Annotated in this window: 25 protein-coding genes; 7 read left to right on the top strand and 18 right to left on the bottom strand. The window is 70.8% G+C overall.

What is annotated here, in order from left to right; genetic code table 11:
* The first annotated feature begins 315 nt into the window (after window positions 1-315).
* Both GVL05_RS20090 and GVL05_RS20085 read left to right on the top strand, forming a co-directional pair.
* The gene (locus tag GVL05_RS20090; protein ID WP_235035828.1) at window positions 316-894 is read left to right on the top strand and encodes a DUF1254 domain-containing protein; all 579 of its coding nucleotides are present in this window, start codon (window positions 316-318) and stop codon (window positions 892-894) included.
* On the top strand, window positions 891-1,430 hold the full coding sequence (locus GVL05_RS20085; protein ID WP_268839260.1) for a DUF1214 domain-containing protein: 540 nt from the start codon (window positions 891-893) through the stop codon (window positions 1,428-1,430). Before GVL05_RS20090 ends, GVL05_RS20085 begins: the two co-directional genes overlap by 4 nt.
* Window positions 1,431-1,482: 52 nt before the next feature.
* Here GVL05_RS20085 and GVL05_RS03595 read toward each other — a convergent pair whose 3' ends face one another.
* Entirely contained in the window at window positions 1,483-2,319 is an 837-nt protein-coding gene (locus GVL05_RS03595) for a helix-turn-helix domain-containing protein (protein WP_159571373.1), read from the bottom strand.
* A gap of 102 nt (window positions 2,320-2,421) precedes the next feature.
* Here GVL05_RS03595 and GVL05_RS03590 point away from each other — a divergent pair, with 102 nt between their 5' ends.
* The gene (locus GVL05_RS03590) at window positions 2,422-3,102 is read left to right on the top strand and encodes an SDR family NAD(P)-dependent oxidoreductase (RefSeq protein WP_159571370.1); all 681 of its coding nucleotides are present in this window, start codon (window positions 2,422-2,424) and stop codon (window positions 3,100-3,102) included.
* 16 nt (window positions 3,103-3,118) lie between these two features.
* Here GVL05_RS03590 and GVL05_RS03585 read toward each other — a convergent pair whose 3' ends face one another.
* Window positions 3,119-3,568, bottom strand: a complete 450-nt coding sequence (locus GVL05_RS03585) for a GNAT family N-acetyltransferase (protein ID WP_159571367.1) — start codon at window positions 3,566-3,568, stop codon at window positions 3,119-3,121.
* A 91-nt stretch (window positions 3,569-3,659) separates the two neighbouring features.
* On the opposite strand from GVL05_RS03585, the gene GVL05_RS03580 reads away from it, so the two are divergent.
* The gene (locus GVL05_RS03580; RefSeq protein ID WP_159571365.1) at window positions 3,660-4,691 is read left to right on the top strand and encodes an alcohol dehydrogenase catalytic domain-containing protein; all 1,032 of its coding nucleotides are present in this window, start codon (window positions 3,660-3,662) and stop codon (window positions 4,689-4,691) included.
* A 13-nt stretch (window positions 4,692-4,704) separates the two neighbouring features.
* On the opposite strand, the gene GVL05_RS03575 is transcribed toward GVL05_RS03580, so the two are convergent.
* The 3 genes from GVL05_RS03575 to GVL05_RS03565 all read right to left on the bottom strand — a co-directional run bounded on the left by GVL05_RS03575 (window position 4,705) and on the right by GVL05_RS03565 (window position 6,306).
* Entirely contained in the window at window positions 4,705-5,328 is a 624-nt protein-coding gene (locus GVL05_RS03575; RefSeq protein WP_131920160.1) for a hypothetical protein, read from the bottom strand.
* Window positions 5,329-5,404: 76 nt separating this feature from the next.
* Window positions 5,405-5,998: a dihydrofolate reductase family protein gene (locus GVL05_RS03570; protein ID WP_159571362.1), complete on the bottom strand. Its 594-nt coding sequence runs from the start codon at window positions 5,996-5,998 to the stop codon at window positions 5,405-5,407.
* Between the two features lie 152 nt (window positions 5,999-6,150).
* Window positions 6,151-6,306, bottom strand: a complete 156-nt coding sequence (locus GVL05_RS03565; protein ID WP_159571359.1) for a hypothetical protein — start codon at window positions 6,304-6,306, stop codon at window positions 6,151-6,153.
* 95 nt (window positions 6,307-6,401) lie between these two features.
* On the opposite strand from GVL05_RS03565, the gene GVL05_RS03560 reads away from it, so the two are divergent.
* Window positions 6,402-7,301: a shikimate dehydrogenase gene (locus GVL05_RS03560; protein WP_159571348.1), complete on the top strand. Its 900-nt coding sequence runs from the start codon at window positions 6,402-6,404 to the stop codon at window positions 7,299-7,301.
* 93 nt (window positions 7,302-7,394) lie between these two features.
* On the opposite strand, the gene GVL05_RS03555 is transcribed toward GVL05_RS03560, so the two are convergent.
* The 4 genes from GVL05_RS03555 to GVL05_RS03540 all read right to left on the bottom strand — a co-directional run bounded on the left by GVL05_RS03555 (window position 7,395) and on the right by GVL05_RS03540 (window position 11,842).
* Entirely contained in the window at window positions 7,395-7,661 is a 267-nt protein-coding gene (locus GVL05_RS03555) for a hypothetical protein (protein WP_123294405.1), read from the bottom strand.
* Window positions 7,662-7,780: 119 nt separating this feature from the next.
* On the bottom strand, window positions 7,781-10,174 hold the full coding sequence (locus tag GVL05_RS03550) for an excinuclease ABC subunit UvrA (protein WP_159571345.1): 2,394 nt from the start codon (window positions 10,172-10,174) through the stop codon (window positions 7,781-7,783).
* A 440-nt stretch (window positions 10,175-10,614) separates the two neighbouring features.
* Entirely contained in the window at window positions 10,615-11,070 is a 456-nt protein-coding gene (locus tag GVL05_RS03545; protein WP_159571342.1) for an NUDIX hydrolase, read from the bottom strand.
* A 10-nt stretch (window positions 11,071-11,080) separates the two neighbouring features.
* Complete coding sequence (locus GVL05_RS03540; RefSeq protein WP_111084008.1) at window positions 11,081-11,842, bottom strand: SDR family oxidoreductase; 762 nt, start codon at window positions 11,840-11,842, stop codon at window positions 11,081-11,083.
* A 154-nt stretch (window positions 11,843-11,996) separates the two neighbouring features.
* On the opposite strand from GVL05_RS03540, the gene GVL05_RS03535 reads away from it, so the two are divergent.
* Both GVL05_RS03535 and GVL05_RS03530 read left to right on the top strand, forming a co-directional pair.
* Window positions 11,997-12,470 carry an NfeD family protein gene (locus GVL05_RS03535; RefSeq protein WP_235035827.1) on the top strand — a complete coding sequence of 158 codons (474 nt, stop codon included), beginning with the start codon at window positions 11,997-11,999 and terminating at the stop codon, window positions 12,468-12,470.
* Entirely contained in the window at window positions 12,467-13,693 is a 1,227-nt protein-coding gene (locus GVL05_RS03530; RefSeq protein ID WP_123339650.1) for an SPFH domain-containing protein, read from the top strand. The genes GVL05_RS03535 and GVL05_RS03530 overlap by 4 nt, the downstream gene beginning before the upstream one ends.
* A gap of 73 nt (window positions 13,694-13,766) precedes the next feature.
* On the opposite strand, the gene GVL05_RS03525 is transcribed toward GVL05_RS03530, so the two are convergent.
* The 9 genes from GVL05_RS03525 to GVL05_RS03485 all read right to left on the bottom strand — a co-directional run bounded on the left by GVL05_RS03525 (window position 13,767) and on the right by GVL05_RS03485 (window position 24,115).
* Window positions 13,767-14,117 carry an RNA polymerase-binding protein RbpA gene (locus tag GVL05_RS03525; RefSeq protein WP_111084006.1) on the bottom strand — a complete coding sequence of 117 codons (351 nt, stop codon included), beginning with the start codon at window positions 14,115-14,117 and terminating at the stop codon, window positions 13,767-13,769.
* Between the two features lie 145 nt (window positions 14,118-14,262).
* Window positions 14,263-15,855 (bottom strand): apolipoprotein N-acyltransferase, encoded by a 1,593-nt coding sequence (lnt, locus tag GVL05_RS03520; protein WP_235035826.1) that lies wholly within the window; start codon window positions 15,853-15,855, stop codon window positions 14,263-14,265.
* 11 nt (window positions 15,856-15,866) lie between these two features.
* Window positions 15,867-18,311: an RNA helicase gene (locus GVL05_RS03515; protein WP_123339651.1), complete on the bottom strand. Its 2,445-nt coding sequence runs from the start codon at window positions 18,309-18,311 to the stop codon at window positions 15,867-15,869.
* A complete protein-coding gene (tatC, locus tag GVL05_RS03510) occupies window positions 18,308-19,060 on the bottom strand; it encodes a twin-arginine translocase subunit TatC (RefSeq protein WP_111084003.1) in 753 nt (250 codons plus the stop codon). Before tatC ends, GVL05_RS03515 begins: the two co-directional genes overlap by 4 nt.
* A gap of 156 nt (window positions 19,061-19,216) precedes the next feature.
* Window positions 19,217-20,188: a YafY family protein gene (locus tag GVL05_RS03505; protein ID WP_123937905.1), complete on the bottom strand. Its 972-nt coding sequence runs from the start codon at window positions 20,186-20,188 to the stop codon at window positions 19,217-19,219.
* Complete coding sequence (locus tag GVL05_RS03500) at window positions 20,181-21,212, bottom strand: YafY family protein (protein WP_111084001.1); 1,032 nt, start codon at window positions 21,210-21,212, stop codon at window positions 20,181-20,183. Before GVL05_RS03500 ends, GVL05_RS03505 begins: the two co-directional genes overlap by 8 nt.
* 71 nt (window positions 21,213-21,283) lie before the next feature.
* Window positions 21,284-22,210 carry a hypothetical protein gene (locus tag GVL05_RS03495; protein WP_131920149.1) on the bottom strand — a complete coding sequence of 309 codons (927 nt, stop codon included), beginning with the start codon at window positions 22,208-22,210 and terminating at the stop codon, window positions 21,284-21,286.
* Window positions 22,211-22,253: 43 nt separating this feature from the next.
* Window positions 22,254-23,360, bottom strand: a complete 1,107-nt coding sequence (locus tag GVL05_RS03490; RefSeq protein ID WP_235035825.1) for a tRNA (adenine-N1)-methyltransferase — start codon at window positions 23,358-23,360, stop codon at window positions 22,254-22,256.
* Window positions 23,357-24,115, bottom strand: coding sequence for an HAD family phosphatase (locus GVL05_RS03485; protein ID WP_235035824.1), 759 nt, complete (start codon window positions 24,113-24,115; stop codon window positions 23,357-23,359). The genes GVL05_RS03490 and GVL05_RS03485 overlap by 4 nt, the downstream gene beginning before the upstream one ends.
* Between the last annotated feature and the right edge of the window lie 47 nt (window positions 24,116-24,162).

Raw genomic sequence — 24,162 nt, 5'->3', positions numbered from 1 at the left:
CGAGCTCTGATCAGGGGGATGCCGGAAGTCGCATCGCAGCCTGCTCACCCGTTCGGGGTGAAGCCACTGGCGGCGGTTCGGGGTGGGATCGCTGCATGACCGACACAGCAGTGAGCAGCGATGCCGACCGAGCACTCCTGACGAAGGCGTACCTGTACGGCTTCCCGCTGGTGTTCAACCTCGCGCAGGTCGCGCGGTACGTCGAGACCGGTGTCGGTGCGGTTCCTGCGGCACCGTGGAACTCCTTCGGACACGCCCGTACCCTCGCCGGGCCGGACGACACGTTCGTCACCATCAACAACGACACGTTGTACGATGGCCCAGATCGACCTCAGCGTCGGACCGGTCCGGTTGCGCGTGCCCGACACGGCGGGGCGGTACTACGTGCTGCAGTTCGTGTCCGCGTGGACGGACAACTTCGCCTACGTCGGCCACCGTGCGACCGGCACCCATGCGGCAGAGTTCGTCCTCGTGCCGCCGACGTGGGACGACTCCGCACCGTCGGGCACGACCGTCATCCACTTCCCGACGACGGTGGCGTCCATCGTCGGCCGCTGGGCGGTGAGCAGCGACGACGACCTGCCCGCCGTGCACGCGCTCCAGGACGCGACGACGCTGACACCGCTGCCCGTCCGATCGGCCTCGCCGAACCGGACCCAGCCGTTCCCGAGGACCTGGTCTTCCTCGAGCAGTTCCGCGTCTGGTCCCAGCAGTTCCCGCCCGCGGCACGCGACCGCGAACTGCAGCGGTCGCTGGCTCCCGCCGGCACCACCGCGCCGACCAGCCCGTACCTCGACCTGTCCACCACCGCGCACGAGAGGCTCGCCGCCGGTCTCGACGCCGGACGAGCGGCGCTCGAGCACGCGCTCACCTCGGGTGCGAGCCCGCAGGTGAACGGCTGGAAGCTCACCCTGCACGCCTTCGACTACAACCTCGACTTCTTCGAGGTGGGTGCGCTCGACGACGACCGATTCACGATCACCGATCCGGAACTGCGCATCGTCGAACGTGCCGCAGCGGCACTCGGTGGTCTGTGGGGCAACCACGCGTACGAGGCGGCGTACATCATGACGTATGTCGACGACCAGGGTGAGCAGCTCACGGGTTCCCGGACCTACACGCTCCGTCTCGATCCGACCCCTCCCGTCGGCGGGTTCTGGTCGCTGACCATGTACTCCATGCCCGACTTCTACCTCGTCACGAACCCCATCGACCGCTACTCGGTCGGCGACCGGACACCCGGCATCGTCCGCGACCCGGACGGCGCACTCACGATCACGATCAGCCACGAGCGGCCAGCGGACCCGGACGCCAACTGGCTCCCGAGCCCCGCCGGGGACTTCCGCCCGATCCTCCGGATGTACGAACCGGACGACGCCGTCCTGAGCCGAGCGTGGACCGCTCCGGCAGTCGTTCGTTCGGACCACTAGCCAGGGGACCAGCCGCCGTCCGGACGTCAGCGGTCGTGCTCGCCCATCGCGGTCACGGCGCCGTCGTGAACTGCTGGAGGCCGGTGACGCGCAGCAGGTCGAGCTTGGCGGCGTCCTCGGTTCCGGGAACCGCGGTGTAGACGACGATCCGCAGGTCGCCGCCCGGCACCGTCAACACGTCGCAGTCGATCTCGATCGGGCCGACGGGCGTGTGCACCTGCTTGCGGCTCGCCCGGTGCTCGGCGATGCGACCGGTGTCCCAGCGGCGTTCGAACTCGGGTGACTCCCGGCGGAGCCGCGCGACGAGCTCGGCCAGGTCGCGGTCGGCGGGGTAGCGGCCGGATGCCTGCCGGAGGTCCGCTGCGAGGTCGCTCGAGAACTCCTCCTGGTGCTCGTCGTCCCACTCGACACCGTCGTGGGCGTGCATGAAGTGCCGCCACACCAGGTTGCGCTCGATCCCGACCGCCCGGGACGGGTCACCGTTCAACGCAGCCCACAGGTCGTTCCACAGCACGATGTCGTGCGTCGCCGTGAACACCGCGATCGGGACGTCGCCGAGGCGGTCGACGAGCCGCTGCACCCCGGGGGTGATGTGCCGCGGGACGACCTGGAGCGACGGGGGAGCGACGCCGGCGACCCGGCACAGGTGGTCGCGCTCGGCCGTGGTGAGCCGGAGCGCCGTGGCGAGGGCGCCGAGGAGCTGCGGTGAGGGGTTCAGCGCGCGGCCCTGCTCGAGGCGGACGACGTAGTCGACGCTCACCCCGGCGAGCGCGGCGAGTTCCTCGCGTCGGAGACCCGGCGTGCGTCGGCCGGGCCCGGCCGGCAGGCCGACCTCTTCGGGACGGACGCGGTCGCGCCAGGAACGCAACACACTCGCGAACTCGCTCATGCCCACCATCCTGGCCCCGCGCCTCCTGTCCGTCCTGGTACTGCTGGTCCCACCGTCGCACGGTGCCTGGGGGAGTCAGCCGCTCGGGCGGAGAGTGGGGGCATGACAACGACACTCATCACCGGAGCCAACCGCAGCCTGGGGCTCGAGACCGTCCGCCGCCTGGTCGACGCGGGCCACACCGTGTACGCCGGCATGCGCGACCCCGCCACGGGCGACGAAGCACGCGCCCTCGGCGCCGAGGTCGTCCAGCTCGACGTGACCGACCAGGACAGCATCGACGCCGCGATCGCGACCATCCCCGTCCTCGACGTGCTCGTGAACAACGCCGGCATCCTCGGGACGTCGTTCGGCGTCGACGACCTCGACGCCGCGGCCATGTCCGCCGTGCTCGACACCAACGTCACCGGCATCGTCCGGGTCACGCAGGCGGCGCTCCCGCTCCTGCGGGCGTCCGACCACCCCGTCATCGTGAACGTCGCCTCGGGCGTCGGGTTCGCCCGGTGGTTGACGACCCCGGGCCACGACGAGTACGCGGTGCCGGCGGTGCCCTACGCCGCGTCGAAGGCCGCGGTGATCGCGTTGACCGTGCAGTACGCGAAGAACCTGCCGGGGTTCCGCGTCAACGTCAGCGACCCCGGGTACACCGCCACCGAGTTCAACGGGTTCGGCGGGCACCAGACGATCACCGAGGGCACGGACGCGACCGTCGCGCTCGCCACCGTCGGGCCGGACGGGCCCACGGGAGAGTTCCACAACCGGGACGGCCGCATCGAGTACTGAGGTCACGGCGTCCGGTTCAGTCGTGCACGTCGGCGCCGAACCCCGGCCCGGGGCGCATCATCCAGCCTTCCGGGTCGGGGAGCGGACGGAACCCGAACCGCTCGTACAGTGCCTGCGCATCCGCGGTGAACAGGGCGAACCGCTTCAACCCGAGTTGCTCGATCGCCTCGGTCACGCCCTGCACGAGGGCGATGCCGACACCACGGCCACGAGCGTCCGGATCGACGAACACGTCGGCCAGCCAGCCGAACGTCACCCCGTCGGTGATCACCCTGGCGTACCCGAGCTGCGCACCCGTCGCGCTGTCGTAGATGCCGAAGTTCCGGGACCCGGCGATGATCGCGTCCTGGGTGGCACGACTGCGACCCCGTGCCCAGTACGACTGCTCGCTGAGCCAGCGGTGCACGCGGTCGACGTCGAGGTCGGCGGGGTCGGCGGAGAAGTGCAGTGCGGTCGGTTCGTCCATGGGACCAGTGAACCGGCGGTCGCCATCGGCGGGCAACGGCCAATCCGTCGCCTGTGGACAACGCGGCACCACCGTCTGGGACGATGGCGGGATGCGCGCAGTCCAGTACGACCAGTTCGGATCCGCCCCGTCGATCGTCGACCTGCCCGATCCGGTGGCACCGGACCGCGGTGTCGTCGTCCGGGTCGCGGCCACCGGGGTGTGCCGCAGTGACTGGCACGCCTGGAAGGGGCACGACGACTCCGTCTCGCTGCCGCACGTCCCCGGGCACGAGTTCGCCGGTGTCGTCACGTCCGTCGGGGACGCGGTGACCCGGGTGTCGGTCGGTGACCGGGTGACCGCACCCTTCGTGTTCGCCTGCGGGACGTGCCCGGAGTGCGTCGACGGCGCCACCCAGGTGTGCACGCGCCAGCAGCAACCCGGGTTCACGCTGCCCGGTTCCCACGCCGAGTCGGTCGTCATCCCGCACGCCGACGTCAACGTGGTCGCGCTCCCGGACGCCGTGGGCTTCGCCGAGGCCGCAGCACTCGGGTGCCGGTTCGGGACGGCGTACCACGCCCTGCACGCCCGAGGTCGGGTCGCAGCAGGGGAGTGGGTGGTCGTGTTCGGCTGCGGCGGCGTCGGCCTGTCGACGATCATCGTCGCGGTCGCGGCGGGCGCACAGGTCGTCGCGGTGGACGTCTCGTCGGCGGCGCTCGAACGTGCCGCGGCACTCGGTGCCGTCACCGTGCCGATGGACGACGGAGCCGTCGCCGCAGTCCGCGCTCGCACCGACGGCGGCGCGCACGTCTCGATCGACGCGTTCGGCAGCCGAGCGACCTCCGTCGCAGCGGTCGCCTCCCTGCGCCCTCGGGGACGCCACGTGCAGGTCGGCCTGCTGCTCGACGACGAGGCCGAGCCGGTGATCCCGATGGGCCGCGTCATCGCTGACGAGCTCGAACTGCTCGGCAGCCACGGGATCTCCGTGGGGGAGTACGCGGCGATGCTCGCCGACGTCGTCACCGGGCGACTGCGTCCGGACGACTCGATCGGTCGGACGATCGGTTTCGACGATCTGCCCGGGGCGATCGTCGCCATGGACCGTCCCGCCACGTCGACCGGGATGACCGTCGCCGTCTTCTGACCGCCGCGGTCTCCTAGGCGTCTGCGCTGACGCGGAGCAGCTGCACGGTGGCGTACCGGACGGCGTCCGATGCCTCGCGCAGAGCGTGGTCGAGCTGCATCGCGATCTGCTCGTCCGTCCACGGCACGCCGACCTCGATCGCGTCGAGCGGGTGTACGGGCCGTTCCGGTCGGTTCGCCCAGTCCGCCAACGTGGTGCGATCTTCGATCGTCGGGACCCCCAGCGCAGCGTCAGGGGCCTGGTGGGCACGATGCGCCTCCGCGACCACGGAGTCGATGTCGGTCGGGGGAGTCAACCCCGACACCCGGTAGCGGTCCGCGACCTCGTGCCACCACTTCGTCGCCTGCCGCAGGTGCCCCTCGGCTCGCTGGACCATCTGATCAGCGATGTCCGCCTCGTGCTCGGCGTCGCTCTCGGCCGTCAGGAAAGCGTCCGAGTACCCGAGGACCCCCACGAGGTCCTCGGCTTCGGACCGGAGCAGGGGACGTGCGCCGTCCTCGACCGACTCCACGGTCGCGGCGTCCCAGTGCCAGCCGCGCAGCCGCATCCGGAACGCCAGGTCGTCCTGATCAGAGCCGGCCAGTCGTTCGCGGACGCCCCGGAGGTTCCGGCCGATCTGGGCATCGCTGAGGCTCATGGTGGAGACGCTACGCACGAGACCCCGTCAGTGTCCGAGCGGCTCGACGCTCAGACGACGTCGCCGTCTGAACTGCTCAGCGCTTCGGTCGGTAGACCAGCCCGAGCACGCCGCCTGCGAAGGCTCGAGAACTGATCAGTTCGAGATCCAGCTCGCCCGTCAGAGCGGCGAACACGCCATCGCCTGACCCGAGCGCAACAGGCAGGACTGCCAGCCGGTACTCATCGACCAGACCGGCCCGGACCAGGCTGCGACCGAACTCCGTCCCGCCCTGCGCGAGGACGTACCCACCCGACTCCTGCTTCAGCGCCGTCACCTCGGCTTCGAGCGGTCCGGCGGCGACGCGTGCACCCGTCCAGGTCGCCGCCGCGGGGGACTCGGGGTCGGTGACTGCCAGTGTTCGCGGATCGAAGTCTCGCTGCGTGGTGAAGACGACCTTGGGGATCCGGTTCATCGGTTCGGCGATCGGCCCGGGTGCCGTCGGCCAGAAACCTGAGATGGACTCGAAGGTCTTGCGGCCGAAGGCGTGCACGCCCGCACCAGCGACGACGTCGAGCACCCAGGCCATCGAGTCCGGACTCCCGCCGCGGAACATCCAGTCCGACTCAGCTCGGGGAGCGGCCACGAAGCCGTCCAACGACATCGACATCTTCAGGACGAGTTCACGCACGGGGAGCCCCTGTCCGGATCCGAGTTGACATAATATGCATTATCGGCGCACAGGTACGAGCGGCACCAGAGCGTTTCGTGAGCAGAAAAGGTCGGGTCCCACTCTCGGACCCGACCTTTCCTGCTCACGAAGCACATCGCCGGGCGACAGCGTTAGTCGACGGGCTTCGTCGGGACGTCGTCGGCGTCGATCTCGAGCGCCGCCGGTTCACCGCCCTGTTCCTCCAGGTTCTCCTGGTCGGTGTCCGGCTGCTCCGGTGTCTCGCTCTGGGTGGTCTCTTCGGCTGGGTCTGGCTGGCTGTAGCTCATGCGCCGGACGGTACGCCGAACGCGCTGAGGACGCATCGGGACTCCGTGCACGGCGCGCTACTGTCGGATGGCCGGTCGACGCCACGGGAGGAACGATGCCGCACACGCTCGTCGGGCTGATCGGCGCCGGACTGCAGCGGTCGCTGACTCCCCTGATGCACGAGGCGGAAGGCCGGCTGCTCGGACTCGACTACGAGTACCGTCTGCTCGACCTCGACGTGGTGGGCCGGACTGCGGCCGATCTGCCGGAGTTGCTCGCCACCGCCGAGGCCGAGGGGTACCGCGCGGTCAACGTCACGCACCCCTGCAAGCAGGCCGTCGTCCCGTTGCTCGATGCGCTCGACCCACGGGCTGCCCGGATCGGTGCGGTCAACCTCGTGCTGTTCCGCGACGGCCGCCGCATCGGGTACAACACCGACGAGACCGGCTTCCGGATCGCCGTGGAACGCGGTCTCGGCTCGGTCGCCGGGCAGCACGTCGTGCAGTTCGGTGCCGGTGGTGCGGGCTCGGCGATCGCCCACGCGCTCGTCGGACTCGGTGCCCGGCGGCTCGACGTCGTCGATGCGGACGTCGGCCGCGCGGAGGCCCTCGTCGCGACGCTCGAGCCACCCATCGACTCCCCCGTCGACGCCCGTGTCCTGGAGATGACCGATGCCGCCGAGGTGCTCGCGACGGCGGACGGAGCCGTCAACGCGACACCGCTCGGCATGAACGACGACCCGCGACAGGCCTTCGACCCCGCGCTGCTCCCCCGAGGCGCCTGGGTCTCCGACGCCGTCTACTTCCCGCTCGAGACGCCGCTCGTCCGGTCGGCACGTGCGGCCGGATGCCGGGTGGTCGACGGTGGCTGGATGGCCGTCGGGCAAGCGGTCGCGAGCCTCCGACACATCACCGGGCTCGAGCCCGATCTCGACCGTGTGCGCGCTGCCTTCACCGGGTTCCTTGTCGAAGGGCGAACCGCCGGTGACCGGACCGGACGCGAAGCCGTCGAGTGAGCAGAAGAGGTCGAGTCCGGATGACGGACTCGACCTCTTCTGCTCACGATGCACGCCCGCGGACGCACCGAATGCGCCCGCGAACGGGCTCCATCACGACTGGGTGAGGATGACCGCCGTCAGGATGTAGCCGACGATACCGATGACGATCGCGACGGCCGACAGGATGATGCCGGCGAGGACGGTGCCGCGGCTGCCCCCGCGCTTGCGCGCCAGGATGCCGAGCACGAGCCCGATGATGCCGGCGATGATGCCGATCAGGGCGATGAAGATGCCACCGACGACGCCGACGATGCCGAGCACCAGGGAGACGACACCGAAGGTGTTGGACTGAGCGGGCGCGTTGCCGGGGTTGGACATGAGAGCTCCTTCGATCAGGACGCCGATCCAGGCCGGGTAGCCGATCGTGAGCGTCGATCAAACGCTATCCGAATCGCACCGGCAACGTTCAGGTTCCGTGCACGAACCTGTCCCCTGCTTCAGGCGCCGACGTAGGTCGCCAGGTGCTGGCCGGTCAGTGTCGAGCGGGCTGCGACGAGGTCGGCGGGCGTGCCCTCGAACACGATCCGGCCGCCGTCGTGCCCCGCGCCGGGCCCGAGGTCGATGATCCAGTCGGCGTGCGCCATCACGGCCTGGTGGTGCTCGATCACCACGACGGTCTTGCCCGAGTCCACCAAGCGGTCGAGCAGCCCGAGCAGCTGGGCGACGTCCGCCAGGTGCAGTCCGGTGGTCGGTTCGTCGAGCACGACGATGCCGCCCGGCTCGCCGAGGTGCGTCGCGAGCTTGAGGCGCTGCCGTTCTCCGCCCGACAGCGTCGTGAGCGGCTGCCCGATGGTCAGGTAACCGAGTCCGACGTCGGCCAGGCGCGCCAGGATCGTGTGCGCAGCAGGCAGCGCGGCAGGACCGTCGGCGAAGAACGCCACGGCCTCGGCGACGGACATGCCCAGGACCTGGCTGATGTCCTTGCCGCCGAGCTGGTACCCGAGCACCGACTGGTCGAACCGTTTGCCGTCGCACTCCACGCACGGGGTGGCGATGCCCGCCATCATCCCGAGGTCGGTGTAGACGACACCGGCGCCGTTGCACGCGGGGCACGCGCCCTCGGAGTTCGCGCTGAACAGCGCGGGCTTCACGCCGTTGGCCCTCGCGAACGCCTTGCGGATGGGTTCGAGCAGCCCGGTGTAGGTCGCCGGGTTGCTGCGTCGGGAGCCGCGGATCCCGCTCTGGTCGATGGCCACGACACCCTCGCGATGCGCGAGCGAACCGTGGATCAGCGTGCTCTTGCCGGACCCGGCGACGCCCGTCACGACGGTGAGCACCCCGGTGGGGACGTCCACGTCGACGTCGTGCAGGTTGTGTGCCGACGCACCGCGGATCGCGATCGCCCCGTCGCACCGGCGGACGGCGGTCTTCACCGAGACGCGGTCGTCGAGGTGCTGACCGGTGATGGTCCCGCTCCCCCGCAGCCCCTGCACCGGACCCTGGTAGCAGAGCGTCCCGCCGCCGGAGCCGGCGCCCGGGCCGAGGTCGACGACGTGGTCGGCGATCGCGATCACCTCGGGCTTGTGCTCGACCACGAGGACGGTGTTGCCCTTGTCGCGCAGCCGCAGCAGCAGGCCGTTCATCCGCTCGATGTCGTGCGGGTGCAACCCGGTGCTCGGCTCGTCGAAGACGTACGTGACGTCGCTGAGGGACGACCCGAGGTGCTTCACCATCTTGACCCGCTGCCCCTCTCCCCCGGACAGCGTGCCGGTCGGGCGGTCGAGCGAGAGGTAGCCGAGACCGATCTCGACGAACGACTCGAGCAGGTCGCGGAGGCCGTCGAGCAGCGGCGCGACGCCGGGGTCGTCGATGGCCCGCAGCCACGGGACGACGTCGGTGATCTGCATCGCGCAGACGTCGGCGATGCTCCGGCCCGCGATCTTCGACGAGCGGGCGATGTCGTTCAACCGGGTGCCACCGCACGCCGGGCACGTCGTGAAGGTCACCGCACGGTCGACGAAGGCGCGGATGTGCGGCTGCATCGCCTCGCGGTCCTTCTGCAGCATCGAGCGGCGCACCCGGGGGACGAGCCCCTCGTACGTCATGTTGATGCCGGCGATCTTCTGCTTCGTGGGCTCGCGGTAGAGGAAGTCGGCGCGTTCCTGCTCGGTGAAGTCGCGGATCGGGGTGTCCTTGTCGAAGTACCCGGACTCCGCGTACATCCGGACGTTCCACCCGTCGGTGCCGTAGCCGGGGATCGTGATCGCCCCGTCGCCGAGCGCCTTCGAGTCGTCGAACAGCTGCGTCAGGTCGATGTCGTTGACGAGTCCGCGCCCCTCGCAGTCGGCGCACATGCCACCGAGCCGGGTGAACGAGACCTTCTCGGCCTTGGCGTCCTTGCCCTTCTGCACGGTGATCGCTCCCCCGGCGGTGACCGTCGCCAGGTTGAACGAGAATGCGTTCGGACCACCCACGCGCGGGTCGCCCAGACGGCTGAAGAGCACGCGCAGCATCGCGTTCGCATCGGTGGCGGTGCCGACGGTCGACCGCGGGTCGGCGCCGATGCGCTCCTGGTCGACGACGATCGCGGTGGTCAGGCCGTCGAGCAGGTCGACGTCGGGTCGTGCGAGCGACGGCATGAAGCCCTGCACGAAGGCGCTGTACGTCTCGTTGATCATCCGCTGCGACTCGGCGGCGACGGTGCCGAACACGAGCGAGCTCTTGCCGGACCCGGACACACCGGTGAACACCGTGAGTCGACGCTTCGGCAGGTCGACGTCGATCCCCTGCAGGTTGTTGGCGCGGGCACCGCGCACGCGGATCCGGTCGTGGCCGTCAGCGGCGTGCACGCTCCGGCTCGGAACGCCGTCGTCGCCGGAACTGGTATGCATGTCGATCAGCGTACCGACGGGTACCGACACCGACAAGACAACCCGGCACCGTGCGGTGGACGCAACCCACCACCGGACAGGAGGCACGGGTCACGCCCGCACCGCGCCTCCCGTCAGCACCGTGCGCACCTTCTCACCCCGTGCGCGGTTCCACGCACCGTGCAGCGCCACAAGCGCGCACCACGCCACCAACCCCGCACCGACCGACGGACCCGGCACCGTGCGGTGGACGCACCCCACCACCGGACGGGAGGCACGGGTCACGCCCGCACCGTGCCTCCCGTCAGCACCGTGCGCACCTTCTCACCCCGTGCGCGGTTCCACGCACCGTGCAGCGCCACAAGCGCGCACCACGCCACCGACCCCGCACCGACCGACGGACCCGGCACCGTGCAGACGACGGCCGGGTCAGACGACGGCCGGGTCAGGCGGCGGCCGGGTCAGCTCACGGCGAACCGACGCACCAGCTCCGGCAGCTCCGCCGGTTCGAACGGTTCATCGGTGGCTTCGAGCTCGTCGGCGGTCCACCAGCGCGACGCGAGGATGTCGACCCGCTCGTCGTCCGTCCACTCGGCGTCCGACAACTCGAAGCCCGGGGTGCGCACGACGTAGAACTCGCTGTGACCGCGGTCGTGGTCGGCGAGGTCCCACTCGACGGTGAAGTCCCAGGACCAGACGGGCTCGCCCGGGTCGTCGATGACGATGCCGGTCTCCTCGCGCAGCTCGCGGATCGCCGCGTCGCGGTGGTCCTCGCCGGGGTCGACCCCGCCACCCGGCGTGATCCACCGGTGTGCACCGTCCGACGACGGCGAGTTCGTGTCCATCAGGAACACGCGACCCTCGGGGTCGAGCAGGATGATGCGGGAGGTTCGGCGCAGGCCGGGCTTGGCAGTCACCCGCCCGACGCTAGCCGACGAAGCCGCTGACGTCGCCGACGAGCTTGGTGTGGTCGGCGGGGATCGGCTCGATCGCGGCGAGGGCGATCTCGGCGGCGAACTCCGACACGCTGTAGAGCTTGCCGACCTCTTGCCGGCGGCCCTCGATCGCGCCGGGGTTCAGGCGGTTCAGCAGGGTCGCGGTGATCGTGCCCTCGATCATGTCGCCGGAGACGACGACGAACTCGATGCCCGCGGCCTCGAGCTGCGGGATGAGCTCACGGAGGGCGAGCTCGCCGGCGCGCTTGCTCTTGGCGACCGGGACGTACTCGTCCATCGTCTCGGCGGTCTCGACGAAATGGGCCTGGTGGCTCGTGACGAACACGACGCGCGACCCGGCGGGCATGTGCGGCACGGCGGTCTGGAGCATGTCGACCTGCGCGTCGCGGTTCAGGCGGAGCGCGTAGTCCTCGCCGAGGCCGGACTCCATGCCGCCCGAGGCGTTCAGGACGAGCAGGTCGATGCCGCCCCACTCCTGCACGACGGTGTCGACGAGCGCCTGCACCGACTCGTGGTCGGTCAGGTCGGCGCCGATCGCCAGGGCGGAGCCACCGGCTGCGACGACCTTCTCGGCGATCTGCTCGGCGCGCTTGGCCTTGTTGCGGTAGTTCACGACGACCTTGGCGCCGGCCTCGGCCAGGTACCCGACGGTGTCGGCGCCGATGCCGCGCGACGAGCCGGTGACGACGGCGCGCGTGTCGGTGAGGGATCCGGGGGCGAGGGGGTTGCTCACAGTCGTGTTCTCCAGGTCGTGTTCCGGCCGGTCGGCCGCACCGAGCCTACCAATCGCCTGCACGGCCGACCGACCCTCCTGATATGTTGAACGGAGTTGTACCGGCCGTCGCGACGCTGCGAGCCACGGCGCGCGACCGAGGGAGGGAGATCGCGTGAACGGAATCGATTGGATCCAGACCATCGTCTGGATCGGACTCGTGTTGCTGCTGGGAGTGGTCGAGATCTTCACCCTCGACTTCATCTTCATCATGCTCGCGGCCGGAGCCGCCGGTGGGTTGATCGCTGCCCTGCTCGGCGCCCCGTGGTGGCTGTCCGCCATCATCTCCGCCGTGCTCGCGCTCGTGCTGCTGTCGCTCGTGCGACCGCGCCTGCTGCTCATGCTCGGCCGAGGCGCCGACCCGCACCGCACGAACATCGAGGGGCTCATCGGGCTCCCCGGTACCGTCGCCGTCGCGTTCACATCATCTGCTCCCGGCCAGGTCCGCCTGGCCAACGGCGAGACCTGGAGCGCACGGTTCGCCGTGGGCGCCATCGACCGCACACCGCCACTCGGCACCCCCGTGGTCGTCGAGTCGATCGAGGGGTCGACCGCGGTCGTGCGCCTCGCAGAAAGGGCCACCTCGTGACCATCACACCCGGGACGATCGCACTGCTCGTCCTGATCCTCGTCGTCGTCATCTTCGTGATCGTCGTCCTGGCCAAGGCGATCCGCATCGTCCCGCAGGCCACCGCGGGCATCGTGGAACGCCTCGGCAAGTACCACAAGACCCTCTCGCCGGGCCTGAACCTGCTCGTGCCGTTCATCGACCGCCTGCGGCCCCTGCTCGACATGCGTGAGCAGGTCGTGTCGTTCCCGCCGCAGCCGGTGATCACCGAGGACAACCTCGTGGTCTCCATCGACACCGTCGTGTACTTCCAGGTCACCGACGCCCGCGCGGCGACCTACGAGATCGCGAACTACCTCGGCGCCGTCGAGCAGCTCACCACCACCACGCTCCGCAACGTCGTCGGTGGCCTCAACCTCGAAGAGGCCCTGACCAGCCGCGACAACATCAACGGTCAGCTCCGCGTCGTGCTCGACGAAGCGACCGGCAAGTGGGGCATCCGCGTCGGCCGTGTCGAGCTCAAGGCGATCGAGCCGCCCGTGTCCATCCAGGACGCCATGGAGCAGCAGCTGCGTGCCGAGCGGAGCCGTCGTGCCGCGATCCTGCAGGCCGAGGGCACCAAGCAGTCGCAGATCCTCGAGGCCGAGGGGCAGCGGCAGGCCGCCATCCTCGCGGCCGAGGGTGACGCCAAGGCCCAGGTGCTCCGCGCCGAGGGTGAAGCCTCCGCCATCGCCACGGTCTTCGAGGCCATCCACACCGGTGACCCCGACGACAAGCTGCTCTCGTACCAGTACCTGCAGATGCTCCCGAAGATCGCCGAGGGCACCGCGAACAAGCTCTGGATGATCCCGAGCGAGTTCACCGAGGCGCTGTCCGGCATCGCGAAGGGCTTCTCCGGCGGACGGAGCGGCAGCGGCCCGGTCGCCGGCGCCGGTTCGGGCGGGGACTTCCTCTCCCGCATCTCCAAGCTCGCGAACGAGAGCCTGGCGAACACCGCCGCTGCCGGGTCCGCCGGCACGACCATGCCGCGTGCGGACGCGACCGCCGCGGACATCGTCCCCGAGTCCGACCTCGACGCACGACTGGCCGAGTCGAACCGGAGCGTCGACGCGCACCTCGCAGCCGCCGACGACGCGACCGCCGAGAAGGTCGACGACGCACCGGCTCCGCAGGCCGACGCCGCGCAGCACCCGAACGACGAAGCGTCGGGGCACCGCACCAGCGACGGCTCCGGCCGACGCTGACCCGCACCACCACGAACGACGATGCCCGCCCCGGGGAACCGGGGCGGGCATCGTCGTTCGTCAGGTGGTGGTGTCAGGCACCGCGTCGTGCACGGAGGACCTGCAGGCGCTCTTCGAGGAGCTCCTCGAGTTCCTCGCGCGAGCGACGCTCGAGCAGCATGTCCCAGTGGGTACGGGGCGCCTTGACGTCCTCTGCTGCGACCTCGACGGGGATGCCGTCGTCACCGAGCAGGCGGCCTTCGCGGCCGGAGCGTGGCTCCGACCAGGTCTGGGGCACGTCTGCGTCAGCGGAGAAGACGATGTCGAAGGTCTCCCCCGAATCCGTCTGGTAGACCGCGCGCTTGCGGTCCGAGAGCTCGACGCCCTCTTCGCTCTGGAGGCTCTGACTCCCGAGCCGCATGCCGCGGAGACTCCGATCAGCCATGTGTGTGCTCCTCTCGCTCGTCTGCCCTCCACAACACTGTCCCACGCCCCGTCGTTCCCGACTGGGCGCATTCACAGTCCGTTCCCAGTGCGTGGCCCCGATGCACAGGATCACGGTCTCGGACGCACAGGGACGCGGCGGCGGATCAGGAGCGCTTGCGACGTCCCCACGGTGCGCAGGCGAGCAGCACGAGGAGTCCGCCGAGCGACAGGAACAACGCGATCGACCCCGAAGCGAGCGACGCCGGGGTCGTCGAGGTACCGAGCGGCACGTCGGTCACCATCGAGGTCGCGGTGTACTCGGGGACCCGGTCGATGGTGCGTCCGGACGGGTCGATGACCTGCGAGGCGCCGACGGTCGAGATGTTGACGAGGGACCGACCGGTCTCGATCGCCCGCATCCGTGCGATCTCGAGCTGCTGCAGGTTCTCGTCGGTGCCGGAGAAGTCCGCGTTGTTCGTCTGCGCGAGGATCACCTGCGCTCCCCCGCGCACCATGTCGCGGGCCAGCCCGTCGTCGACGATGTCGAAGCAGATCGCGATGCCCGCGTTGATCCCCGCCACCGGCAGGACGTTCGGCTTCGTGCCCGGCGTGTAGTCACGCTGCAGCAGGCCGATCAGGGACGGCGCGAGCTTCGAGAAGAACCACCGGTCCGGCACGTACTCGCCGAAGGGCACCGGGCGCTTCTTGTCGTAGGACGACTGCCAGCCGTCGGCGGTCCACACGAACGACGTGTTGTGCAGCACCCCGGACGGCGTCTGTGTGATGGCTCCAGCGACCAGCGGCGCACCGACCGAGTCGACGACGGCGTCGAGCGACGACGCGATCACGGGCTGCTGGCGCGGGTCGAACTCGGCGGAGGCCTCGGGCCAGACGACGAGGTCGACGCCCTTCGCCTCGACGTCGGTCGCCGCGACCTGCGCCGCCAGGACCTCGCCCGGCGCCGCACGGTCGAAGTACCCGGCCGGCCCGTTGCCCTGCACCGACTCGATCCGGATGGTGCCGGAGGTCGCGGTCGGCCAGGCCGGCACCGCCAGCACGGCGGCGACGAGCAACCCGGCCGTCGCGACCCGGACCGGCAGCCGCAGGGTCGCGCCCGGCACCCGCGGGGACACGAGGGCGAGCGACACGACCACCGCGACGCAGTAGACGACCACGAACGTCACCCCGAGGACGCCGACGTACGCGGCGAGGTGGGTGAACGGCCCCTGCGACTGCGACAGGCCGACGCGCCCCCAGGCGAAACCGCCGTACGGCCAGCTCCCCGAGAACCACTCGCGTCCGGTCCACAGTGCGGCGACCACGGCCGGGAGGCCCCACACGCGTCCGGCGGTCGAGGGCACCACGCGCGCGACCCAGCGGTACGCGAGGGCGATCGCGACGCTGCCGAGGGCGAAGAACGCCGCCTCCAACAACGCCAGTGCGAACCACGGGACGGGCCCCAGGTAGCGCCCAGCCCACGAGATGGCCGGGATCCAGAACGCGGCACCGGCCACGTAGCCGAGCCACGCGGCCCTGCGGGCACGCTGGCCCATCGCGGCGAGCAGCATGCACGCGAGCGCCGGGAAGGCCAGGAACCACCAACCGGGCGACGGGAACGCGAGCGCGAAGAGCAGCCCGCCGATGACGGCCAGGGGCAGCGCGCTGCCCAGCGGGAGCGCCGCGAACGGGCCGTCCGCGACCGCACCGCGGCCCACGCGCGCGGGCACCCCGCGCACACCGGTCTCCGGAACCCGCACCGTGCCTCCTGTCAGACCGCGGCGTAGGCGACGATGCCGCGGCGCACCGCGTCGGTCGCACGTCGGGCGGTCTGGGCGAGGTCGTCGTCACCGGCGTTCCGGATCTGGTCGAGCAGGTCGATGACCTGCTTCGACCAGCGGACGAAGTCGCCGGCGGGCAGGTCGAGGGTGCGGAGGACGTCGTCGAGGGCCGAGCCGGAGGCCCAGCGGAACATGCCGACCGCCATCGCCGGGGTGGGCGGCACCGAACCGGCCAGACGGGCGTCGCGCTCGATGTCGTCGAGGCGCGACCAGATCGTCAGGGTCTCGTCGAGCGCCGGACGGAACGCGCCGCGCGGCAACGCGTGCTCGGTGCCGGGGGCATCGTCGCGGCGGGGCTGGTAGATGATCGTGGCGGCCATCGCGGCGAGCTGCGCCGGGGTGAGGTCCTTCCAGACACCCGCCTCGAGGCACTCGGCGACGAGCAGGTCGCGGTCACCGTAGATGCGCTGCAGTCGGCGGCCGCCAGCGGCCACGGTGGCCTCGCCGTTGCCGGCGTCGACGAGGTAGCCGAGCTGCAGGAGCACGTCGGTGACCCGGTCGAACGTGGTCGCCACGGCACCGGTGCGGGACCGGATCTGCTGGAGCAGCTTGTCGTTGACGCGCTTGAGCTTCCACCAACGCTCCGCCCATCGAGCGTGCGCCTCGCGGTCGGGGCAGGCGTGGCAGGGGTGCCGCTGCATCTGGCGGCGGACCGCCGTGATCGCGGCCTGCCGTTCCTGCCGCGCGCCGTGCGAGGCCTCGCGTCCACCGGGCACGTTCGTGCGCTCGAGGTCGGAGAGCTCGCGGCGGAGCGTCGAGTACTCGGTGAAGTCGCCGAGGTGGCACTGCATGGCCTCGCGGTAGCCCTCGAGGGACTCCTGCTGCGAGCGGACCTTGCGGGCAAGGTCGACCACGGACCGGTCGGCCTGGAACTGCGCGAACGAGGTCTCGAGGACCTCACGCGTGCGCTGCCGCCCGAACTGGTCGATCAGGTTGACGGCCATGTTGTACGTCGGCTTGAAGGACGAGTTCAGCGGGTAGGTGCGTCGGCTGGCGAGCGAGGCGACGGCCTGGGGGTCGAGACCGTCGGTCCACTGGATGACCGAGTGCCCCTCGACGTCGATGCCACGGCGCCCGGCACGCCCGGTGAGCTGGGTGTACTCCCCCGGGGTGATCGGGACACGGGCCTCGCCGTTGAACTTCTCGAGCTTCTCGAGCACCACCGTGCGCGCGGGCATGTTCACACCGAGCGCCAGGGTCTCGGTGGCGAACACGACCTTGAGCAGCTTGCGCTGGAAGAGGTTCTCGACCACCTCCTTGAACGCGGGGAGCATGCCGGCGTGGTGCGCGGCGACACCGCGCTCCAGGCCCTCGAGGAACTCCCAGTAGCCGAGGACGGCGAGGTCCTCGTCCGGCAGGGTGCGGCAGTGGTACTCCGCGGTCTCGCGGATCTCGTTGCGCTCCGGGACCGTGGTGAGCGACAGGCCGGAGCGCAGGACGTTCCGGACGCCCTGGTCACACCCGGCGCGGCTGAACACGAAGAAGATCGCGGGCAGCAGCATCCGCTCGTCGAGCATGTGCGCGATGCGTTCGCGGTGCAGTTTCTCGGTACGCGGCCCACGGCGGTCGTGGTATCCCCCACGCCCTCGTCCGCCACGGTGGCCGCCGCCGTGCCGTTCGCTACGCGAGGCTCCACCGACCATGCGGAGCAGTTCCGGGTTGACGCGGTTCGTCGCCGCCGCACCGCTCGAGTCGAACAGGTCGACCATCTTCGAACCGACCAGGACGTGCTGCTCGAGCGGGACCGGGCGGTCTTCCGACACGATGACGTCGGTGTCCCCGCGGACGGCCTGCAGCCAGTCGCCGAACTCCTCCGCGTTGGAGACCGTGGCACTGAGGGACACCAGCCGGACCTCGGTCGGCAGGTGCAGGATCACTTCTTCCCACACCGCACCGCGGAACCGGTCGGCCAGGTAGTGGACCTCGTCGAGGACGACCCAGGCCAGGTCGTCGAGCAGGTCGGAATCGGCGTAGATCATGTTCCGCAGGACCTCGGTCGTCATCACGACGACCCGCGCCCGCGGGTTCACGTTCGTGTCACCGGTGAGCAGGCCCACCTCGGACTCGCCGTAGACCTCGACCAGCTCGGCGTACTTCTGGTTGCTCAGCGCCTTCATCGGCGTCGTGTAGAACACCTTCGCCGTCGGCTGCCGCATCGCCAGCCAGATCGCGAACTCGGCCACGATCGTCTTGCCGGCACCGGTCGGCGCGGCCACGAGGACGCTGCGGCCCTGGTCGAGCGCGTCGCAGGCGGCGAACTGGAACGGGTCGAGGTCGAAACGCAGGTCGGCGCGGAACAGCTCCAGGTTGCGGGAGCGGTTCCGGACCTTGGCGGCGGCGAACCGCTCGGCCGCGCTGAGGTCCGCGCCCGTCACAGGCCGTACTCTTCGTCGAGCTTGGCCTGCTTCTTCGCCACCCTGCGGTCGTGGAACCAGGCCACGACGCACGCGGCGATGTAGAGCACCACCATCGGGACGGCCAGCAGGAACATCGAGATGACGTCGGCGCTCGGCGTGACGATCGCGCAGAAGACCAGGATGCACAGGATCGCGATGCGCCAGGACTTGATGATCGCCGCCGCCGACAGGACGCCGACGAAGTTCAGCAGCACGATGAAGACCGGCAGCACGAACGCGATGCCGACCGCGACGATGAGCTTGATGACGAAGTCGTAGTACGCCTTCGCGTCGACGATCGAGGTGTCCTGGCTCGACACGAAGCTGCCGAGGATGCCGACCACGTGGGGCAGGATGTACCACCCGAAGTAGCACCCGGCGAAGAACAGCGGGATCGCGGTGCCGAGGAAGCCCCACACGTACTGCTTCTCGCGCCGCACCAGGGCGGGCACGATGAACGCCCAGATCTGGTAGAGCCAGACCGGGCTGGCGATCACGATGCCGATCGTGATCGCGATCTGCAGCTTGAGGTCGAACGCACCCGTGATCATCGGGAAGTTCAGCTCGGCCGTGTGCCCGCCGACCTTGGCGAGCTCGGCCACCGGTGCCCGGAGCGAGTCCAGCACGAACGGGGTCAGGAACCATCCACCGACCGCGGCGATGACCACGGCGATCACTGCGCGGAACAGGCGGTTGCGCAGCTCGATGAGGTGCTGCCCGAGCGACATGCGGCCTTCGGCGTCGTTGTCACGGCGCCCTTGCCGCCTCGCTCGCCCGCGCGCGGTCGTCGAAGCCATGGGTCGATCCTACGGGGTGGGGACCGACAGTTCGGCGCGCTCCGTGCGAACGCACATGCAGGAGCGGTCGGCGGCGGGGTTGCGACGTCAGCCGGCGGCGAGGGCGGCGGCCGCGAAGTCCCGCACCGCGTCCCGCGCCGCTGGCGGGTCGAGCACCACGGCACGGCCGGGCAGCCCAGCGACGAGCCGGACCACCCCGTCGAAGCCGTTCGACGCCGCGAGCCGGATGCGCACGCGCGCCTCGGCGTCAGGGGCGTCCGCGGTGTCGGCGAGGAAGTCGGCCACGAGCGGCAGCGACGACGAGTCGAGTTCGACGGTGACGATGACGTCCTCTGCCGACTGCTGGAACAGCGTGTCCGGGATCACCACCTGGTCCGCCGACTTCTCCACCGCACGGTCGTCGACGCGTGCACCGGACATCCGGTCGAGGCGGAAGGTCCGGAGCGCCTGCCGGTCGAGGTCCCAGGCGCGGAGGTACCAGTCGGTGTCGATCGACTCGACGCGGAGCGGGTCGACCCGGCGGGTGCCGCCCTGGGTGCGCGGACCGGCGTACTCGAAGGACAACCCGCGGCCGCCGGCCATCGCACGACGGATCGTTGCCAGGGCGACGTCGTGCAGGTCCTGCCCGACCGCGACCGTCGACGCGGCACCGCCGGCACCGCGCGACAGCTTCGCCATGAGTGCTCGGATGGCGTCGCGATCAGCGGCCTCGGGCAGCGCGGAGAGGTACTGCAGCCCGGCGATGAGCGCAGAAGCTTCTCGTGCGGACAGCCGGGGCGAGTCGTCGATCGCGACGAGGTTCGTCAGGACGATCATCTCGTTCTGGTCGAAGTCGTCCCAGGCGATGTCGAACAGGTCGCCGTGCTGGTACTGCATCGTCTCGCCGGGGACCCCCGACACCGCGATGAGCTCGACGGCGCGGCGGATGCGGGCCTCGGGGACGCCGAAGTGGCGCGCGGCCTCGGCCACGGAGACGCGCTCGCGGTCGATCAGGTACGGCACCAGGGCGAGCAGGAACGCGAGCTTGTCCTGCGCCTGCAGGGGCTGGGCGTCAGCCACGGGCGGACTCCTCTCCGTCGCTGTGGTCGCGCACGAGCGCACGGAGCCGCTCGACGACGCGCAGCCGCAGGTCCTCCGGCTCGAGCACCCGGACCTCGGGTCCGAACGCCGCGAGTTCCTCGGCCAGGATCTGCGGGTCGACGTGGTGCAGCACGAGTGCGCCGTCGGCGTCGGTCTCGGTGTCACGACGGCGGGCGAGCCGCCGCTCGGCGTCGGAGCCGGGGGTCACCGCGATGCGCGCCGTGCGGGCGGACCAGATCCGTTCGAGCTCGGCGAGCGTGCGCTCCCCCGCGCCCACCGGGGCGGTGTGCTGCCCGACGTCGTACTGCGTGACCGGTCCGACGATGCGTGAGAGCAGGTAGTTCTTGTCCGAGTCCGTGGCGAACTCGTGTGCGGCGAGCATCCAGCGGCCGCCGTGCTGCACGAGGGCGAGCGGGGCGACCTCGCGACGACGGGCCTCGTGCTGGCCCGGGGTGATGTAGTCGAACCGGACGGCGGCACCGCGGTCGAGGGCGGAGCGGAGCGGCTCGAACGCTGCGTCGCGGGCCCGGAGTCGCGGGGCGTACGCGTCGACGCCGAGCTGGAGTGCGCCGTCGTCGTCCTCCGAGCCCGCGGACCGCACCTTCAACAGCCCGCGACGTGAGTCAGCGGACAGGGCGCCTTCGCGCCAGGCCATGGCGGCCAGCGACAGCAGGGCGGACTCGTCCGGGGTGAAGCGGACATCGACGGGCAGGTCGTACTCGCCCTTCGGGATCCGGTAGCGCAGCGTCTGGTTGTTGCCGGCGGCACCCGGCGTCTCGATGGTCTCGAGCGGGATGCCGAGCTCGCGGACGTCGTCCTTGTCTCGCTCGAACTGCCGCTCGAGCGAGGCGTTGTCCCCACCCGGCGTGAACCGCTGGCGGTAGCCCTGCACGTTGGTCAGGATCTCCGCCTTGGTCAGCCCGGACTCCGTCGAGAGCAGCGCGAGCACGAGGCTGAACAGCCGCTCCTCTGCGGGCACACGGGGCACACGGGTCGCTGGCACGAGGCGATCCTACGGCAGCGCGGGTGCACCGGAGTGCACCCGCGCCGCGGTCGGTGGACGGTGTGGAAGCGTCAGCTCGACATCGCTCCGAGCACGTCGATGACGTACGCGTAGGCGGTGCCCTGCTGGTTCACGACGGCCAGGACCTGGTCGCCGACGTGGTGCCCGACGATGGCGTTGCGAACGCCCTCGTCGACCTGCCCCTTGGTGAGCGGCACGGTCTGCGCACCCGAGCCGTCGGTCCAGCTGGAGCCGGCCACGGACGGGTCAGCGCCCCACGTCACGGCGGTGTACTTGATGACCGCGGTGTCCTTGGCGGTGAGCACGCGACCGGACCCCTTGCGGAGCAGGTGCGTCTCGTTCGACTTCGGCGCGTTCCACGACGGGATCGTGATGCCGGGTGCACCGGACGGTGCGAGCACGACGGCGGGCATCTTGTCGCCGGCGAGCTGCGGAGTGCCGGTCGCGCGGGCGTCGAAGGCCCGCTTGACGTCGATGACGGCGATGACGGCGTCCTCGGTCTTCGTCGACGAGCCGCTGTCGGTGGTCGCGCTGGTGTCCGAGCTGCTCAGGGCGCTCTTCGGCAGCGCGACGGCCAGGCGGTCGCCGACCTGCGCGCACTCGAGCGACTCGCCGAGGGCGCCGTAGTTGCTCGCACCGGCGGTGATCGGAGCCGTCTGCCCGGAGTACCCGCTGGTCTGCGCGACCTCGCCGGTGGCGCCGTCGACGAGCGTGTACTCGATCAGGACGGGGGTGCCGTCGTCGATCGTGCGGCCGTCGCCCTGCTCCAGGACGGAGACCTGCGTGCCCTTCGTGGTGAGTCCGCTCGGGATCGACACCTTCGGCTCCTTGCCGAACGCGCCGGTGGCGGTCACCGCTTCGGACGCCGCACCGGGTGCGGCGCAGCTCGAGGGTGTGGTGCCGGCGCCGTTCGAGGCGCACGCCGTGAGCGACGCCACGAGACCGATGGTGACCAGGAGTGCGGGGATGGTGCGCACGGACCCTCTTTCCGTTCGATGCAGGACGGGCACGACCGTCAGCCTACCGTTCGCCGTCGGTCGGCTCGGACGCGTCGCTGACGGGTTCGGACCCCTCGGCGGCGGCGGCTGCGGACCCGGCCTCGGCAGCGGCGACCTTGCGGGCCTGCGCCGCCGACTGCCGTGCGACCTTGCGGAGCTTCTTGTCGCTCGTCGCGCGCTCGCCCACGGCGCCGGGGGTCCAGGCCTCGATGTCCTCGTCGGAGAACTCGACCTTGCCCGCGCGGCGCTTCAGGTTCGGCAGGACGGTGCCGTCGGCGAGACGACGGGCCGTGATCAGGAACCCGGTGTGCCCGACCATGCGGTGGTCCGGTCGGACGGCGAGCCCCTCGACGTGCCAGGTGCGCACCAGGGTCTCGCTCGGCATCGGGTCGGTGAAGCGGCCGGTGTCGCGCAGGGCCTCGGCCGTGCGGGACAGCTGGGTGACGGTCGCGACGTAGCAGACGATGAGCCCGCCGGGCACGAGGGCGTCGGCTGCGGCATCGACGCACTCCCACGGCGCGAGCATGTCGAGGACCACGCGGTCGACACTCTGCTCGTCGACGGCGCCGGGCAGCTCCTCGACCAGGTCGCCGACGGTCACCGACCAGTTGTCCGGGACGGCGCCGAGGAACGTGCCGACGTTGCCCTGTGCGATCGCGGCGAACTCCTCGCGACGCTCGAAGGACTGCAGCTGCCCCGTCGGACCGATCGCCCGCAGCAGGAACAGGGAGAGGGCACCGGAACCGACGCCGGCCTCGACCACCCGGGCGCCCGGGAAGACGTCCGCGAACGCCACGATCTGGGCGGCGTCCTTCGGGTAGACGATGGCGGCACCACGCGGCATCGACATCACGTAGTCGTTGAGCAGCGGACGGAGCGCGAGGTACTCGTCGCCCGTGCTGGCCCGGATCACCGAGCCGTCGGGCTGGCCGATGACGTCGTCGTGCCGGAGCACCCCGCGGTGCGTGTGGTACTCGCCGGCGGTCTCGAGGGACAGCGTCGTGAGCTTGCCCTTCGGGCCGGTGAGCTGCACGCGGTCGCCGGCCCGGAACGGGCCACGCGGCGGCGTGTGCGGTGCGCCACCGGCGGTGTGCGGCAGGGCCGCTGTCGGGTCGTCGGTGTGGCTCATCGGGTGACTCCCTCGGTGTCCGCAGCGTGCGCCGGGTCAGGAGCCGGGCCTCCCGTCACGGCAGCGCGCGCGGCCAGCGCCGGCCCCGTCAACTCGACCAGGCGGTCGACGTCGACACCCGACAGGGTGGTCAGGTGCACGTCACCGCCGGCGATCTCGGAGAGCGGGACGATGTGCTCCACGGCGACCGTGACGGCGCCGGAGGCGACGGCCGAGGCGACGCCGGTGGCGGAGTCCTCGATCGCGACGCACGCGGTCGGCTCGACGCCGAGCTGGGCGGCGGCGGAGAGGTAGGCGTCCGGGTACGGCTTCGGACGGTCGACGTCGTCACCGGCCACGACGACACGGAACCCGCGCTCGCCCAGTGCCTCGGCGGCGACGAGTGCCATCTTGCGGCGGGACATCGTCACCAGCGCGGTGGGGATGCCGCGGGCGTGGAGCTCCTCGACGAGTTCGCGGGCACCCGGGCGCCACGGCAGCTCACCTGCGCGCAGGTGCTCCATCACGTAGTCGGTCATCCACTGGATGATCTCCTCGACCTCCATGTCGACGCCCTTGGCGCGCAGGAGCTCGCCGGAGCGCTCGAGGCCTGAACCGACCAGGGACAGGCCGTCCTCATGGGTCCACTCGGCGCCGTAGCGGTTCGTCAGGTCGACCTGGGAGCGCTGCCAGATCGGCTCGGTGTCGATGATCGTGCCGTCCATGTCCCACAGCACGGCTGCGGGCGGGACGAGGGCAGGAGGATGCGCGGTCACGGGCGACGAGTCTACCGGGGCCGTGTGCCGCGGCGGGCGCGGGCCGT

Source organism: Curtobacterium sp. 18060, assembly GCF_902706105.1.
GTDB lineage: Bacteria > Actinomycetota > Actinomycetes > Actinomycetales > Microbacteriaceae > Curtobacterium.
Note: the sequence above shows the minus strand (reverse complement) of the source record. Positions and strands in the feature narration are given on the sequence as shown.